General features: G+C 31.7%; 17 protein-coding genes. 5 read left to right on the forward strand and 12 right to left on the reverse strand.

What is annotated here, in order from left to right; genetic code table 11:
• Positions 1 to 68: 68 nt before the first annotated feature.
• Both E9099_RS13160 and E9099_RS13165 read left to right on the forward strand, forming a co-directional pair.
• Positions 69 to 1691 carry an ABC-F family ATP-binding cassette domain-containing protein gene (locus E9099_RS13160; protein ID WP_136584014.1) on the forward strand — a complete coding sequence of 541 codons (1623 nt, stop codon included), beginning with the start codon at positions 69 to 71 and terminating at the stop codon, positions 1689 to 1691.
• A 191-nt stretch (positions 1692 to 1882) separates the two neighbouring features.
• Positions 1883 to 2461 (forward strand): fasciclin domain-containing protein, encoded by a 579-nt coding sequence (locus E9099_RS13165; RefSeq protein WP_136584015.1) that lies wholly within the window; start codon positions 1883 to 1885, stop codon positions 2459 to 2461.
• A 68-nt stretch (positions 2462 to 2529) separates the two neighbouring features.
• Here E9099_RS13165 and E9099_RS13170 read toward each other — a convergent pair whose 3' ends face one another.
• The 3 genes from E9099_RS13170 to pheT form a co-directional block, all read right to left on the reverse strand.
• Positions 2530 to 2754, reverse strand: a complete 225-nt coding sequence (locus E9099_RS13170; protein WP_240788900.1) for a DUF2007 domain-containing protein — start codon at positions 2752 to 2754, stop codon at positions 2530 to 2532.
• Between the two features lie 158 nt (positions 2755 to 2912).
• On the reverse strand, positions 2913 to 3110 hold the full coding sequence (locus E9099_RS13175; protein ID WP_136584017.1) for a hypothetical protein: 198 nt from the start codon (positions 3108 to 3110) through the stop codon (positions 2913 to 2915).
• A 2-nt stretch (positions 3111 to 3112) separates the two neighbouring features.
• Positions 3113 to 5542, reverse strand: coding sequence for a phenylalanine--tRNA ligase subunit beta (pheT, locus tag E9099_RS13180; RefSeq protein WP_136584018.1), 2430 nt, complete (start codon positions 5540 to 5542; stop codon positions 3113 to 3115).
• Between the two features lie 248 nt (positions 5543 to 5790).
• On the opposite strand from pheT, the gene E9099_RS13185 reads away from it, so the two are divergent.
• From E9099_RS13185 to E9099_RS13195, 3 genes are all read left to right on the forward strand, one after another.
• Entirely contained in the window at positions 5791 to 6006 is a 216-nt protein-coding gene (locus E9099_RS13185; protein WP_136584019.1) for a hypothetical protein, read from the forward strand.
• A gap of 1 nt (position 6007) precedes the next feature.
• Entirely contained in the window at positions 6008 to 6733 is a 726-nt protein-coding gene (locus E9099_RS13190) for a hypothetical protein (protein ID WP_136584020.1), read from the forward strand.
• Positions 6734 to 6841: 108 nt separating this feature from the next.
• Entirely contained in the window at positions 6842 to 8050 is a 1209-nt protein-coding gene (locus E9099_RS13195; RefSeq protein ID WP_136584021.1) for a TlpA disulfide reductase family protein, read from the forward strand.
• Between the two features lie 78 nt (positions 8051 to 8128).
• Here the strand turns inward: E9099_RS13195 and E9099_RS13200 are convergent, their stop codons facing one another.
• The 9 genes from E9099_RS13200 to E9099_RS13240 form a co-directional block, all read right to left on the reverse strand.
• Positions 8129 to 8719, reverse strand: a complete 591-nt coding sequence (locus E9099_RS13200) for a hypothetical protein (RefSeq protein ID WP_136584022.1) — start codon at positions 8717 to 8719, stop codon at positions 8129 to 8131.
• 11 nt (positions 8720 to 8730) lie between these two features.
• The gene (locus E9099_RS13205) at positions 8731 to 8994 is read right to left on the reverse strand and encodes a hypothetical protein (RefSeq protein WP_136584023.1); all 264 of its coding nucleotides are present in this window, start codon (positions 8992 to 8994) and stop codon (positions 8731 to 8733) included.
• A 129-nt stretch (positions 8995 to 9123) separates the two neighbouring features.
• Entirely contained in the window at positions 9124 to 9759 is a 636-nt protein-coding gene (locus E9099_RS13210; protein WP_136584024.1) for a DUF6624 domain-containing protein, read from the reverse strand.
• Positions 9760 to 9848: 89 nt separating this feature from the next.
• Positions 9849 to 10310: a hypothetical protein gene (locus E9099_RS13215; RefSeq protein ID WP_136584025.1), complete on the reverse strand. Its 462-nt coding sequence runs from the start codon at positions 10308 to 10310 to the stop codon at positions 9849 to 9851.
• Positions 10311 to 10370: 60 nt separating this feature from the next.
• Positions 10371 to 11384 carry a hypothetical protein gene (locus E9099_RS13220; RefSeq protein ID WP_136584026.1) on the reverse strand — a complete coding sequence of 338 codons (1014 nt, stop codon included), beginning with the start codon at positions 11382 to 11384 and terminating at the stop codon, positions 10371 to 10373.
• A gap of 158 nt (positions 11385 to 11542) precedes the next feature.
• Positions 11543 to 12715 (reverse strand): hypothetical protein, encoded by a 1173-nt coding sequence (locus tag E9099_RS13225; RefSeq protein WP_136584027.1) that lies wholly within the window; start codon positions 12713 to 12715, stop codon positions 11543 to 11545.
• Between the two features lie 200 nt (positions 12716 to 12915).
• On the reverse strand, positions 12916 to 13380 hold the full coding sequence (locus E9099_RS13230; protein WP_136584028.1) for a hypothetical protein: 465 nt from the start codon (positions 13378 to 13380) through the stop codon (positions 12916 to 12918).
• 181 nt (positions 13381 to 13561) lie between these two features.
• The gene (locus E9099_RS13235; protein WP_136584029.1) at positions 13562 to 14137 is read right to left on the reverse strand and encodes a hypothetical protein; all 576 of its coding nucleotides are present in this window, start codon (positions 14135 to 14137) and stop codon (positions 13562 to 13564) included.
• A gap of 88 nt (positions 14138 to 14225) precedes the next feature.
• A complete protein-coding gene (locus E9099_RS13240; protein WP_136584030.1) occupies positions 14226 to 15242 on the reverse strand; it encodes an XAC2610-related protein in 1017 nt (338 codons plus the stop codon).

A 15242-nucleotide genomic window follows, 5' to 3' on the forward strand; every position in this document is an offset into this window, starting at 1 on the left:
TAAACAGTAATGTATAGCTTCTATTTCGGCTTAATTTTCTACTTTTGCACAAAATTAAAACTAAGTATATGTTATCAGTATCAAATTTATCAGTCCAATTCGGTAAGCGTGTGCTTTTTGACGAAGTAAGTACCACTTTTAATAATGGAAATTGCTACGGGATTATTGGAGCAAATGGAGCAGGGAAGTCAACATTTTTAAAAATTATTTCTGGGCAACAAGATCCAACGTCTGGTCAGGTACATTTAGAATCAGGAAAGCGTATGTCGGTCTTAACACAAGACCATAACAAGCATGATGAAGACACCGTTTTAGAAACTATTTTAAAAGGAAACAAAGCGCTTTATAAAATTAAGACTGAAATAGACGCGTTGTACGCAGATTATACCGACGAAAATGCAGATAGAATAGGAGAGCTTCAAGTTAAGTTTGAAGAAATGAATGGATGGAATGCAGATAGTGATGCTGCAGCAATGTTATCCAATTTAGGAATCAAAGAAGAGTTTCATTACACGTTAATGGCAGATTTAGATGGTAAACAAAAAGTACGAGTGTTATTAGCACAAGCACTTTTTGGAAATCCAGATTTGCTTATTATGGATGAACCTACCAATGACTTGGATTACGAAACTATTTCTTGGTTAGAAAACTTTTTAGCTAATTATGATAATTGTGTTATTGTGGTATCTCACGATAGACACTTTTTAGATGCCGTTTGTACGCATATTAGCGATATCGATTTTGGTAAAATCAACCACTTTTCAGGTAATTATACGTTTTGGTATGAGTCGTCTCAATTAGCAGCAAGACAACATGCGCAACAAAACAAGAAAGCGGAAGAGAAGAAAAAAGAGTTAGAAGATTTTATTCGTCGTTTTTCTGCTAACGTAGCAAAAAGTAAGCAAGCGACCAGTAGAAAGAAAATGATTGATAAACTTAATATTGAGGATATAAGACGTACAAGTCGACGCTATCCTGCTATTATTTTTGATCGTGATAGAGAAGCTGGAGATCAAATATTAAATGTTGAAGGATTAGAATATGCGTTGGATAACGAAGTGTTGTTTAAAAACATCCATTTAAACCTTCAAAAAGGAGATAAAGTCGTTTTGTTTTCTAGAGATTCTAGAGCAACGACTGCTTTTTATGAAATATTAAATGGGAACTTAAAAGCGGATGCTGGTAAATTTGATTGGGGAGTTACAACCACACAATCTTATCTTCCATTAGATAATAGTTCATTTTTTGAAAGTAACGATATGACGTTAGTCGACTGGTTACGTCAATGGGCGCAAACGGAAGAGGAGCGTGAAGAAGTTAATATTAGAGGTTTCCTAGGGAAAATGATTTTTAGTGGTGAAGAAGCTCTAAAAAAATGTAATGTTTTATCTGGAGGAGAAAAAGTACGTTGTATGTTATCTAGAATGATGATGACAAGAGCTAACGTATTACAATTAGACGAGCCTACAAATCACTTGGATTTAGAAAGTATTACTGCGTTTAACAACTCTTTGAAAAACTTTAAAGGAACCATGTTATTTACAACACATGATCACGAGTTTGCACAGACGGTAGCTAATAGAGTCGTGGAATTAACACCAAATGGGGTTATTGATAGATATGCGACATTTGATGATTATATGCAAGATCCAAAAATTAAAGAATTACGAGATAAAATGTATACTAGATAATATTTGATATTATAAATAGTAAAATAAAAAAAAGCCTTCAGATCCTTCTGAAGGCTTTTTTTTATTGGGATAAACCCAGATTTTTAGGATGAGTTAAAACGTTAATTGCGTGTTAAACGGAATATTTATAAAACCAATCATTAGACTGCTGCGTAGATAAGGCAAACATAAAAATCAAAACAATTAAAATTATGAAAACATTAAAATTATCAAAAATCGTATTAGGACTTAGTGTAATGTTTGTAGCAAATTTAGGTTTAGCGCAAGACAAAATGATGACAAAAGACACTAAAATGGTCGGAGGCGCAGAGATGTATCCTTCAAAAAACATAGTAGAAAATGCAGTAAACTCTAAAGATCATACCACTTTAGTTGCAGCAGTACAAGCAGCAGAATTGGCAGGTGTATTACAAAGCGAAGGGCCTTTTACAGTATTTGCTCCAACAAACGCAGCTTTTGATAAATTACCAGAAGGGACTGTGGCAACTTTAATAAAACCAGAAAACAAAGAACAGTTACAAACTATTTTGAAGTATCATGTTGTTTCTGGAAAGTGGAGTGCAGAAGCTATTTTAGGATTAATCGAAAAAGGAGATGGTAAGACAATGATTGAAACTGTTTCAGGAGGTACGTTAACGGCTTGGTTAAAAGGAAGCGATGTTTATGTAACGGATGAAAATGGTAACTCTGCTAAAGTAACAATTGCAGATGTTAATCAATCAAACGGTGTGATTCATGTTGTAGATGCTGTATTACTTCCAAAAGCATAGTTAGTAAAATAGTATTTGATTAGTCTAATAAAAAACGCTTCATCCTTAAATAGAATGAAGCGTTTTTTTTATGCTTCTGTTTCACTTTTAATAGCTTCAATAATGGGAGTTGCTTTTTCTAATTCACTTTTGTGAACATAAACTTCCGGAAGTCTAGAGCCTGCAAAACCGCCTAATCGACCTGATTCATTTTCATCTTTAATTACGGGATTGATGCCAACGTCTTCTAATCGTGATTTTAGTAATTGAACAATTATAAAATCACCTTCAAAAATTTTTATATAATCTGTCATATCTATTGTATTTATGGTGTTTACTAAAGATACAAAAAAATAGAGTATAAGTAAAGTGAAATAAAAGCTATGATTTTGTTAAAAAAATGAAAGTATAAAGCGAAAATAGTATTTAATAAAAAAAAGCCTTCAATTTAATTGAAGGCTTTTTTTTAGTTTTAATCTTGCTTTTTTAACTGTGTATAATTATAAAGTGCATACACACCATAACCAATAGAGGCCACTGATATAATTAACCTAAACGTGTCTAACGTTGGATTAGCAGTAAAATGCTGGTATAATCTATAACTACCAAATCCAAGAAGTAATAGTCCTGTAAATAAATTATAAAGCTTGTTGTTTCTAAGTGATTCCATAATTATCTTAATTCTGCTCCAAGCTGACGCTCAAAATTATTTTGTAGTTTATTCATGATTTTATCAACCACTTTATCTGTAAGTGTTTGGCGTTCGTCCATAAAAGTAAAACTAAGGGCGTAACTCTTTTTTCCTTTTGGTAAGTTTTTGCCTTGGTAGACATCAAACAGGTTAACCTTTTTAAGTAATTGTTTCTCTGTCTTTTTGGCGATAGCTTGTAAGCTGTCAAACGTAACGTTGTCATCTAAAAGCAATGCAAAATCACGACGTACTTCTGGGTATTTAGGAATAGCCGTAAACTTAATTTTATTGCGCTTAGCAACCTCAATAATAGTGTCCCAATTAAAATCAGCATAAAACACATCTTGAGTAATATCAAAATGCTTGGTTATTTTAGATTTTAAAACTCCAAAATTAACTAAGGTGTCTCTTCCAATTTTTAACTGTAATCCTTCAGAAAACACATCGCTTGTCGTCGCACTTTCTTGGTAACGTGAAATGCCTAAGCGGTCTAGCGTACTAGCAATACTTCCTTTTAAGAAAAAGAAGTTTGTTTTAGCCTGTGGTGCATTGGACCAGCTTTCTTCAGTTTTAAAACCTGTAATAAATAATGATAAATGTTTGTATTCTTCTCGTGTTCCGTTGTAGTCGTGATACGTTTTTCCAAATTCAAAAAACTTTAAATTAGATTGACGTCTATTAATATTGTGACTTAAAGCTTCTAACCCAGAAAATAATAAGCTTTGACGCATCACACCTAAATCTTGACTTAAAGGGTTTAACATCTCGACGTTATGCTCTGCTTTTAACTGTTCTGATAATGTGATATAATTGGCACTGGTTAAGGAGTTAGCCATAATCTCGAACCAACCTTGAGCAGCTAATTGATTACCAACCACGTTTTGTAATTTGTAATCTTCAAATCTTGATGCGTTTGATATGGAAGCATTTAATTTAGAATTGGTTTCAATATTATTATAACCAAAGACTCTTAAAATTTCTTCAATAACATCTGCTTCTCGTGTCACATCATTTCTAAATGCAGGAATAGTTAAGCCTAAACCTGTTTCTGTTACACTATTTATTTTTATATCTAGCGACGTTAGTATTGATTTGATCGTTTCGGTAGGGATTTCTTGACCAATTAATTTAGTTACCTTTTCAAAACTTAATCTAACTTGGAAGTCTTCAATTTTATTTGGATAAAAATCTACAATCTCACTAGTGATTTCTCCACCGGCAATCTCTTGGATTAATAAAGCTGCACGTTTTAAAGCATATTCTGTTATGTTAGGATCAATACCACGTTCAAATCTAAAAGAAGCATCTGTATTTAATCCATGACGTTTTGCCGTTTTACGTACGCTTACTGGATTAAAGTAGGCGCTCTCTAAAAAGATGTTAGTCGTATGTGCGGTAACACCAGAATCTATACCTCCAAAAACACCAGCGATACACATTGGTTTTTCAGCATTACAAATCATTAAATCGTCTTCATGCAACTCACGCTCTACACCGTCTAAAGTTGTAAATTTTGTGCCTGTAGGTAATGTTTTTACTTCAATTTTATTACCATTTACTTTATTAGCATCAAAGGCGTGAAGTGGTTGCCCTAAATCATGTAAAACATAATTAGTAGCATCTACAACATTGTTAATAGGAGATAAACCAATAGCTTTTAGTCTGTTTTTTAACCATTCTGGAGAGTCTTCAACCTTTAATCCAGAAATAGTAACACCACAATATCTTGGTGCTAATTCCTTATTAGGGACATCAACATCAATTTTAAGTGTTCTACTATCCACATGAAAAGCACTAACACTTGGTGTAATTAACTCTATAGTAATTCCTTTTTGTTGTAATCCTGCTTTTAGATCGCGTGCTGTACCATAATGACTCATAGCGTCCGCACGATTTGGTGTTAAACCAATTTCAAAAACTTGATCGTTTTCTACCTCAAATAAATCGGCACAGGCTGTACCAATATTAGTATCTTCAGGTAGCACTAGGATACCATCATGAGATTTTCCTAAACCTAACTCATCTTCTGCACAAATCATTCCGTGACTTTCCTCACCTCTGATTTTCCCTTTTTTAATAGTCCAAGCTTCACCTTCTTCCGTGTACAGTGTTGTACCGATAGTAGCAACAGGTACTTTCTGGCCAGCAGCAACATTTGGCGCGCCACATACAATTTGTATGGGTTGTTCTTGTCCTATATTTACTGTTGTAACTTTTAGTTTGTCAGCATTACTATGTTGTACGCAAGTTAAAACTTCGCCTACTATAACACCTTCTAAACCACCTTTTACACTTTGGTAAAGGTCTAAACCTTCTACTTCAAGTCCTAAATCGGTCAGTAATTCGCTAGTTTGTTCTGGAGTCCAATCGGTTTTAATAAATTGTTTAATCCAGTTGTAAGAAATCTTCATTTTTATACTAATTAAGACCACAAATATAACAATACTTAGTAGTTTTTGTGATTTAAAAAACAGCTTTTATTTCATTTTTTAATGTCGTTAAATATTAAAAATTTAGATGATTTCCACTCTAAAAAGTGGTTTACGACGACTAAATATGTATTTAAACGATAAATATTGGATTAGTGCTAGGTGCCTAAGTCTTTTGGAGCTGTTTCAACGTAACATAGATAGTTACTAATTAATAAAATTTACGAATTATGAAGACTATTTTTAAAATAGCATTACTTGTCCTATTGTTTTCAGTAGCTTCTTGTAGAGATACTAAGAAGGATGAAGCAACACTTAAAGCAACTGAGCAAATTGAAACGATTGAAGTTGAAACTGATAGCATCACAAACGAATTAAAAGTTGAAGCTGACGATTTAGAAAATGAATTAAATGAACTTGAAAACGAAAACGAAAACGAAAACTAAAATGAGACATTTAAAAGTAATAGTAGTATGTGCTGGGTTATTTGTATTTAATAGTCAGCAATCAGTTTCTGCACAAGTGGAAGTTAAAGAGGAAGTAGAAACGAAGGTAAGCGATAAAAAAGCTGAAATGCACGCTGAAAAAGAAGAGAAAAAAGCTGAGTTAAAAGAGAAGAAAGCAGAAATGCAGGACAAGAAAGCGGACTTGAAAGATAAGCGTGAGACCTTAAAAGGAGAAAAAGCTGAGCTTAAAGAAGATATGAAGGAGGAGCGTGAGCAAATGCAAGAGAAAATGAAAAACGCTACGGAAGAGGAAAAGGCAGAAATCAAAGGTGCTATGAAAGAAAAGCAAACCGCGAAACGTGCAGATTTATCGGAAAAACGTGAAGCGCTTAAAGCAGAGCGTGAAGCTTACAAAGGAGATAAAGAAGCGTATAAGAAAGAACGTTTAGAAACTGTTAAAGCTAGAATGGCTAAAAGTAATGAGCGTCTAACCAAAAGTGATCAGTTAATAACAAACGGAAAAGAAAGATTGGCTAAAGCCAAAGCTAAATTAGAAGCGCAAAAAGCAGAAGGAACGGTAACTGAAGAACAGATTGCTAAACGTGAAGCAACGTTTAAAAAAGTAGAAGAAAAATTAGCAAAGCATGAAAACTCTGTTAAAAGAACTAAGGAGCAAATAGAATTAAGAAAGGAAACATTATCTAAACTTGAAGAAGTGAAAGAATAAGTTTTACTCTTAAATATCATTAAAAAAGACATTGTTAACGCAATGTCTTTTTATTTGTAAGTATTTTGGCGATATTACGATTAATATTAAAATAAAATTAAGATTGTCATGCGTTATATTGCCCTATTATTGATTGCTATTACTCTAAGTTCTTGTGATAAAAATAAAACTGAGTTTTTAACATTTGGGAATTATAGAGGGGAATTAAAAGTCAGTGATACAACATTTCTGCCATTCACTTTTAAAGTAAAAGACGCTAATACATTAGAGATTTATAATGCTGAAGAAGTTATTGCTGTCGATGAGATTAGTTATAAAAAGGATTCTGTTTATATTAAACTTCCTGTATTTGAAGGGATGCTAATCGCAAAAATTAAAAATCAAACTTTAAATGGGCGTTTTGTAGTTCCTGAAAAAGGAAGAGTGCAAGCGTTTACTGCCTCTAAAAAAGAGACTAGATTTGATACTACTGAGACATCAAAAAGTAATATTACAGGACAATGGGAAACGGTGTTTAGTCCAAATACTGACGCTGATAGGTATGTTGCTAAAGGTGTCTTTAAGCAAAAAGACAATAGCGTAACAGGGACTTTTTTAACCGAAACTGGAGACTACCGTTACCTTGAAGGTATTGTTGATGGTAATCAGCTAAAATTATCAACCTTTGATGGTGCCCATGCTTTTTTGTTTACTGGTACAGTAACCGACAGTACTATAAATGGACAGTTTTATTCTGGTAACCATTGGCAAGAACCGTTTACGGCTAAACGTAATGACAATTATGAATTAGCAAATGCAAACGATTTAACCTTTTTAAAAGAAGGCTATGATAGCGTGGCTTTTACATTTCCAGATACAGACGGTAATCTAGTTTCTTTAACAGACGATCGTTTTAAAAATAAAGTAGTAGTCGTTCAAATTATGGGAACATGGTGTCCTAATTGTTTAGACGAAAGTAAATATTACACACAGTATTATAAGGCTAATAAAGATAAGGCTATTCAGTTTGTAGCCTTAGCGTTTGAGTATGCCAAAACGGAAGACAAAGCCTTTAGTTTTATTAAGCGCTTAAAGGATCGATTAGATATTACATATCCTATTTTGTTGGCACAAACAGGTACTACAAGTAAATCTAAAGCTAACGAGAAACTACCCATGTTAAATCAAATTTTAAGCTATCCAACGTCTATCTTTATTGATAAATCAGGTAAAGTCCGTAAAATCCACACGGGATTTAATGGTCCTGCAACAGGCGATAAGTTTACGGCGTTTAAAACAGAGTTTACAGCGTTTATGACTATGTTGGAAGCGGAGTAGTTCTTAAGGAAGTGATGCTTTTTTTTATTATTCAACAAGGTTTTTTAAACTCTACTATTTTTAATTTGCTTTAACTACTTAATCCATTTTATCAATCTTCCAGCCATTTTTATCTGCAGATAAATCAAAAGATTTAAGCAATTTTGTTTTTGGATTTTTATACTGAATTAATACCGTAATCGATAAGCTATCTAATGACTTTGGAGTGTCATTAAAAATAAGATATGGTTTAGATTCAATTACATGTTTTTCAAGTTTTATGTTTTTGTGTAAGAGGCTATCGTCTAACTGAAAAAGCTCTCCTTCATTACCTGGGTCAATCCATAAAATGGTAACATTATGATTCTTTTCAAACATATGAATAAATTCTTGATGGTCTAATAATGCACCATGTTTTTCATAGAATGTATGTAATCCTTTTTCTTTTAACTCCTGATTATAACTAATCTTAGCGGTACCACAACCAAAGATTTTAGTTCTGTTTTGAACAAGTATCGTGTCCGTTAAACCATTTATTCTAATCGTATTGAAAAATGTTTTATAAGGGGAATGCACAATACTTTGCAGTACTGTGTTAGTCTTATTTAAATTATTTAAAACGGTATTCGATTTGTTTTTTGAGCAACCGGTTGATAGTATAAAAATAGATAGGAATAATAGGTTTTTCATCGTTTGTTAATTTAAAAAAGAGTAATAAACCATTCGCAAAATGTATCACAACAACCGCCCATTTGACAATGAATATAGGAAATAGGTATTAAGAAGAGCAAAAGAAAAGGCACATTTGTCCAAGCAATTTTATATTGTTTTCGGCGAAGTCTATAAATTAAGTCAATGATAAAACCAATAAGTAAAATCGCTAGTATAAAAAATAAAAGTATTGCTAACCCTAAGCCAACGTCACCTCTATGTAGTTTTTTATTGTTTTCTGCAATAGAATACATACTAAAAAAGTATAAGCATACAAGAGGAATGGCTACAATTAAAACTCTTTTAATAAAATGTATAAATAGGTTCATTGTGTCGTTTCGTAATCCAGTTATGGTCGTTTATTATAATATTATGGGTGATCGTTATTTCTTTTTTTGAGGGATGTCCCATTCAACATCGTACTTTTTGAGGTAGTCCTCAATAGGGTTTAAATTAATGTCTTGTCTTCTTTGATTAACATACTCTGGTTCAGAAATATCATAAACTCTCATTTTAAACTCATCAGAATACGGGTCAGGACCTAGTATAGTGCCATAGACTTGTAATTTTCCATTATAAACTAATAAACCGTCTATTAATTTGGCATAATCAAAAGGATCAGATTCTCCTTTTAAAACAGACGTTTTTATGATTGATTTGTATTTTGTTTTTATGGAATCATGAGCAAAATTAATAAGCAAACCAAAGTTTTTGTTAGCAGTCTTACCGACTTTAGGTATAGAAAGCCATCCATGTTTCTGGATGACTTGATTTACAAATAAACCACATTCGTTAGATAAATTAGTACGATATGTAATGGCAGCCGTTTTGCCTTCGCGAATTGAGGTAAAGTGTTTAGGTTCTGCTTTATCTCGGCTGTTTATTTTGTTAATTATTTTTTTTAACTGCAGCTTGAGAGAGTCAATTGTTTTATGCTCTGGTGTTATATTTATATCATTTTGAGCTGTTCCTACTATTGAAAAAAAGAAGAATAGTATTACTGAAATTTTATTTATCATAAGTCTTTTTAGGATGGTCAACTTTAGGGTTTTTAAGCTGTTGTTAAGCAAAATTAGTTTTTTAATTTAATCAAGCGAAATGGGTTAAATTAGTCATATTTTTCAATTTCTGAAATGATATTGTTTTTAAATACTATTCCGATCGAATTTATTTTTTGTTTATCTAAAGGGTCTAAGGTCAATTCAAATTCAGGGCTTTTGTCATTTGCAGCATATATAGCAGATAAATAAAATGTCTTTTTCCAGTTGGCGTATTCTTCACTTTTATCAATCCCTTTTTCGGTGATTTTTTTGTCAATTTCAGGTAAATATTTGCTAAACCAGTGCTCTTTTAATTGACTAATAAAATTTAAATGATTAGTAAAAGGACTGGCGTTATTTCCTTCTAATATAACCGTTGTTTCTGGAGCTTTGTTGTCTAAATTTAATTTCCCGTACCAGGTGTAATGTTTAGTTTGATTATTTCCTTTTATTCTTTCACTCTGAAAAACCCCTAATGTTGGATGTTTTATTGTCTTTTTTTTACCAAAAATTAAGTCAATTAGCGCCATTTTTTATTGCTTTGTTTGTTTTTGTAAGTTGGATTATTAATAGGTCTTATTTAAGGGGGTTTACAGATCCCAATGTGTACCAAAATAGAGTATTGATTTTGCTAAGGTTTCATTTTTTTCAATCCATAAATCATCGATAAACAAAAAATAATTATAAAATTCTCCGATGGAATTGACTGAGATTTCTGCTGAGTGATTGTTTAGTATGACCTTGCTTTTTTCAGGATTATTTTCTAATTCCATTTGCTTAATGTCGGAAAGCGTATGTGTTTTGAAGTCTATGTCTTGAAGTTCTGTTATAGGGTGGCTGGCAAACGTTTCTAAAACTGTTTTTAAGTCATTGCTATCTAATTGTTGTGCAATAAATTTTAAATAATTTAATTCGTCAATAGCATATAATACGTCTTCAATTTTATTAATAGGATTGGTTTTTAAATAATCTAAGAGGTTATTTAATCTAATTCCTTCAATCTTTGTAACCGTCATATCTTCAAGATTTGAGCCATCATAAATCGGGGAGGACAGGAAGTAAGTGCAGCCCTCATGCTGTCCTTTTATATCTAATACAGGAACCTCTTGATTTAGTTTAATACCTTGTGTTCCAAAAGAAGTTGGTAAAATTGGGTTAAACCAGAGGTTTACTTTTTCTTTGTTTTTTAAGCTGTAGTCCTCTGTAAAAACGAACCATCCTAATTCGATTTCGTCATCATCTGTGGCGACTTTAATGCAGTTTTTATCTCCTGTAATTTCATTACAGTAAACGCCTTCTTCTAATATTTTAAGTAAAGCCTTAAAATCTTCCGGCTTTTTAGGGCTTAGATTGTTCTTACTAATATTAGTGTCTTTTTTATTAAATAATTGACTTAAAAAGGAAGGTTTTTTCTGTTCGACTGCTTCAATTTTTATATCAATAGGGAACCCGTACACTTCTGTACCTAAAACTTTAGAATAGTCGTCAGAATTTAAAGCCTCCCAATTTTGAATAAACCAATCGTATATTGATAGTGCTTCAAATTCTTTTAGAAAGCGCAAGTTTGGTTGGTAAGCTGTTCTATAAGCAAAAGATATTTTCATTAGTTTGGTTTTTTTAGGTGCGCTTTTTAAGCAGGTTTGCTTCCTAATATAGTAATTAAGTTAGTAAATGAATTGTAGATAGAGTATATCCGTATGGTATGCTTAATTAGATTAGAGTTAGTAGTTAATGATAGGTGGTGTTGCAATAATATTTTAGTCTAGTTTTTAGTGCATTTTTTAGTTTGAAGATCTTCTAAACTTGGGTTGTAGTTATTATATTTAATTTCAAAATCAATTTTTGAATCATCTGCATTATTAGCAGTAATATTGTATAATTTTGTAATGGCACAGTAGTTATTTAGTTTTAAATTATTTCTAATACTTAAACTGCCAACACTTTTTAAAAGTTCTAAACCATCAAGAGTGGTTAATGCTTTATTATCGGCAATATGTAATTCGCCTCCTATTTTAGTTATGTTTTGTAATGCATCTAATGATGCTAAACTATTATTTGACCAAATGTCTAAATAAGCCCCTAGTGTTTTTAAGTTTTGTAGTCCGTCTAAGTTTTTTAAAGCATCATTACCTCGTATTAAAGCGCCGTTATTGATGCTTTTTAAATGTTCTAACCCTTGTAAAGTACTAAGGCTGTTATTGTCATTAATGACTAATGTTTTTATGGTTGTTATTTTTTCTAAACCTTGTAATGTTTTTAATTTTTGATTCCCAGAAATTTTAAGGACGTCTCCAACCGACTTAATTTGTAATGCGGCTATGCTTAACAATTCGGCATTATCATCAATAGTTAAATTTGTTGTTATGGTTGTTAGTTGTTCTAATCCTTCGAAATTGTTTAATTTGCTATTTAAAAACACCTCAAATTCACCAACGGTTTGTAAATTGGTTAAGCCTTTAAAAGAAAGAAGCGCACTATTATGAGCTATTCTAAAGTACTCTTCTACCGTTTTTAAATTATTTAAGCCTTCTAGATTTTCTAAACAGATATTTGCTGAAACTTCTATATTAGCAACTTTAACAAGCGCTTCTAACCCTTTTAAGGATTTCAGTTTTAAATTACTAATAATATATAAGTCTTCCGATATAGTTTTAACTTTAGAGAGTGCTGTTATTGTTGTGATATCACTACCATTGGTTTTATCTCCAATAAAAAGAGTGCCTTTTATATCAGAAATGTGTTCTAAAATTCCGCCTGCACTAAAGGCTTTATTTAGGTCAGTTTGATTTTTAAAATGAATATCCCCAGTATACGTTTGTGCATTTATAGTGCTTACAAAAAGCATGTTTAAAAAGAGGAATAGCGTCAAGAAAGTTGTTTTTCTTTTAATGAAGCCGGCTCTATTATAAACTATTTTGGTTTCTATTGTTTTCATTTTGTGTTATTTTGTAGTATGAATGTAGTGATTTTAAATCTATCATACAGATTGCGTCGATTGTTTAAATGTCTCAAGGTGTAACCAATTATACTATTGATTTGGTTCAAATTCTTTTAGAAATGGTAAATTAGATTGATGAGTTTGTTCTATAGATAAAATATATCTTAATGGGTTTGATTTTTAATGCGGAGTGTTTGTTATAGTTTATAACGTTTAAATTTTTGTTCAAACCTATTTTCCATAAAATCATTCTGTAAAAAGACATCAGTAAATTCCCAAATCAAATCTAAAACATCGTCGTCCTCTTTTATTATGCCCTGTCCTTCATTTTCTTGAATTTCTCCCTGAGAATAAATGTATTTTCTGTCTAATTTTCCATTTGTGTATTTTTCGAAATAGTAAGTGTCTGATACATCAGAAATCATGAATTGTATAATGTCTTTCTCAAAAGTTGAAATATCATAAATTTGGCCGAGTTCGGTAATTATTAATGTCCCTGTTTTTGTTTGTAAAATGTCTACCGTGTTATCGTCTCGTAGACTGCTTGTCGCTTCTTCAAAACTAACCGTTTTGTAAAACGCTATTTTACTTTCTAAAAGAGAATTGATTTGAGCGTCATCCGTTTGACCTTTTATTAATAATCCCGCAATGTTAAATCCCATATTTTTTGTTTTTTTGAATTCAAATATTCTATAATTGTTCTTGTTTATAATGTACGATGAGTTTGTTGCCTTAATTTTTTACTTGAGCTTCTAGTAATATTAGTCATTGTTTTATTTCTTTTAAACGCTGGTTTTAACAGCAAACCGTTATGACGTGTACATTTTCTTTTTTAGGGAAGTGTTATCCTGGGTCTATACTACTATATTTTAACTTTGTAATTAAGTTTTTTGCTCCAATAGTGAGTTTGATATAGTCAGAATCGCCAGCTCCCAAAATATAAAACACGTCTTTTTCTTTTTTTGGCGAGTCGGAGTAGTCACTAGATTGTAACTCAAAATTATCCCAGTTTTCAATTTGTTTGTTTAAATCAAAAGTAAAATCATAATAGTATGGTGCTCTTTTGTCACAGGCCCACGCATATTCACTATCATTTTTTACATTTATAATTATCGTTTTGTCAATTTCAGGTTTTGATAAATTGATTTTCTCACCTTCGGTACTTCCCGAACATCTATCGTCAGCATAATATAGTAACGTCCAATTGTCGTCCATTAGTTTAACTAAATTGTGTCCATTTTTTAGATTATGAGTAAATAATTCGGCGACTTCCTTCTTTTTTGATGTTTGATTATTGGGCTGTAAAGTTTTGCTTTTAGCAGTGTTAATTACTCTTTTAATGTCTTCTTGTTTGTAGCCGTATGACACAATTATGATTAAAAGACTAATAAATATAACGTGTTTTAATATGATTTTCATGACTATTAGCTGTTTTAATTCGGTATCACTTGTTTGCTAAATAAGATCATTTAGTAGTGGTTAATTAAAATCTGAAAAACAAGTTGGGTTATTCTACAATTAAATTATTCAAGGATAACTCAGATAAACTAGACAGTGAGGTGTTTTCTTCGATGCTTTCTGCTTTAAGGTCGATTTTTTGCTTTGGTGTGCTTATAATAATACCGCCATTGTAGATCTGGTAGGTTACATCTTGATTAGTAAAGGTTAACGTGTTTTTGTTTTTATCAAAAACAAATTGATCGGTGTAAGCTAATTCAATGTTTTCGTCTTTGGCTTTAAAGGTGTAGAGTAAAAATTCTTGATAGGCTTTGGCGTGGTATAGTTCCATTTTCTTTCCGTCTTTAAAAGTCAAATCGTAGATTAAAATAATATCTATATCATCACTTAAAGAGTTGTATTTTTTTTCGACCATTTGATTGCCAACTCTAGTTTTTTCTAAATGTTCTTCTAAAATACCATCGGCGCTTAATCCGATTTCTTCAATTTTTATGACAACAGGTTTATTTTGTTCCACTTTAAACTCTGAATATTGATGCCAACAACACCCACTTTTAGTTGAGGTATGGATTGTTTGACTATCATAATCCATAAAAAACATCCCACAGTAATCTTGTGCTAATCTTGTGAATTCGGGACTATGTTTTAAATTATCATCTGTTTGAAGGTATATTTGAAAAGAAGGCCCATGATAGCAACTATATTGACCATCCATAATCGCTAAATCTGGGAGACCATCAAAATTGAAATCTTTAGCTATTATAATACTTTGATTGCCATAAGGAATTTCTAAAACATTAGTTTGTCTGTTATTATCAGTATCCAAGTCTATGGTTAATTCTTCCGAATGGATAGTAATTATACTTTTTGTAGTACCAGTTTTAAAAATTGAAATACTCCCTTTTTTAAAAACGTCCTCTTCAAATCCTTTGTCGATAGTCAGTAGTCCTGTGTAGTGTTCTGAAAAGCCTGTGATTTGATAGTCTGTTTGACAAAAAACACCTATTGAAAAAAGTCCAAATAGGATTGTAAGGTAACCAGTTATTTGTATTTTATTATTTAGCAT

The sequence above is a fragment of the Psychroserpens sp. NJDZ02 genome, assembly GCF_004843725.1.
GTDB lineage: Bacteria > Bacteroidota > Bacteroidia > Flavobacteriales > Flavobacteriaceae > Olleya.